Source organism: Fructilactobacillus sp. X3R5C2 (genome assembly GCF_059901175.1).
In genome coordinates this window covers 1-433 of record NZ_JBWXVC010000015.1, presented here as the reverse complement: position 1 = coordinate 433, position 433 = coordinate 1, and the positions used below count along the sequence as shown (strand labels likewise).

Below are 433 nucleotides of genomic sequence, written 5' to 3'. Positions count from 1 at the left end.
TGCACCTAGTAGGAGTCGAACCTACAACCTTCTGATTCGTAGTCAGACACTCTATCCAATTGCGCTATAGGTGCATAATAATATGCCGAGGACCGGGATCGAACCGGTACGGTCATCACTGACCGCAGGATTTTAAGTCCTGTGCGTCTGCCAATTCCGCCACCCCGGCATTATAAATTGACATAAGCGGAAGACGGGATTCGAACCCGCGACCTCCACCATGGCAAGGTGGCGTTCTACCACTGAACTACTTCCGCATAAATGCCGACTAGAGGATTCGAACCTCCGACCCCCTGTTTACAAGACAGGTGCTCTGCCAACTGAGCTAAGTCGGCATACATGCTATTTATATAAATAATGAGCCGTGGCGGGTTCGAACCGCCGACCCTCTGATTAAAAGTCAGATGCTCTACCAACTGAGCTAACGGCTCAA

General features: G+C 50.3%; 5 tRNA genes. All 5 read right to left on the bottom strand.

What is annotated here, in order from left to right:
* A tRNA-Arg gene (locus AC6UD4_RS07225) sits at window positions 1–74 on the bottom strand.
* A gap of 9 nt (window positions 75–83) precedes the next feature.
* Window positions 84–169: transfer RNA gene (locus AC6UD4_RS07220), tRNA-Leu, on the bottom strand.
* Window positions 170–185: 16 nt separating this feature from the next.
* Window positions 186–257: transfer RNA gene (locus AC6UD4_RS07215), tRNA-Gly, on the bottom strand.
* Between the two features lie 5 nt (window positions 258–262).
* Window positions 263–335: transfer RNA gene (locus AC6UD4_RS07210), tRNA-Thr, on the bottom strand.
* 23 nt (window positions 336–358) lie between these two features.
* Window positions 359–431: transfer RNA gene (locus AC6UD4_RS07205), tRNA-Lys, on the bottom strand.
* Window positions 432–433: the final 2 nt, after the last annotated feature.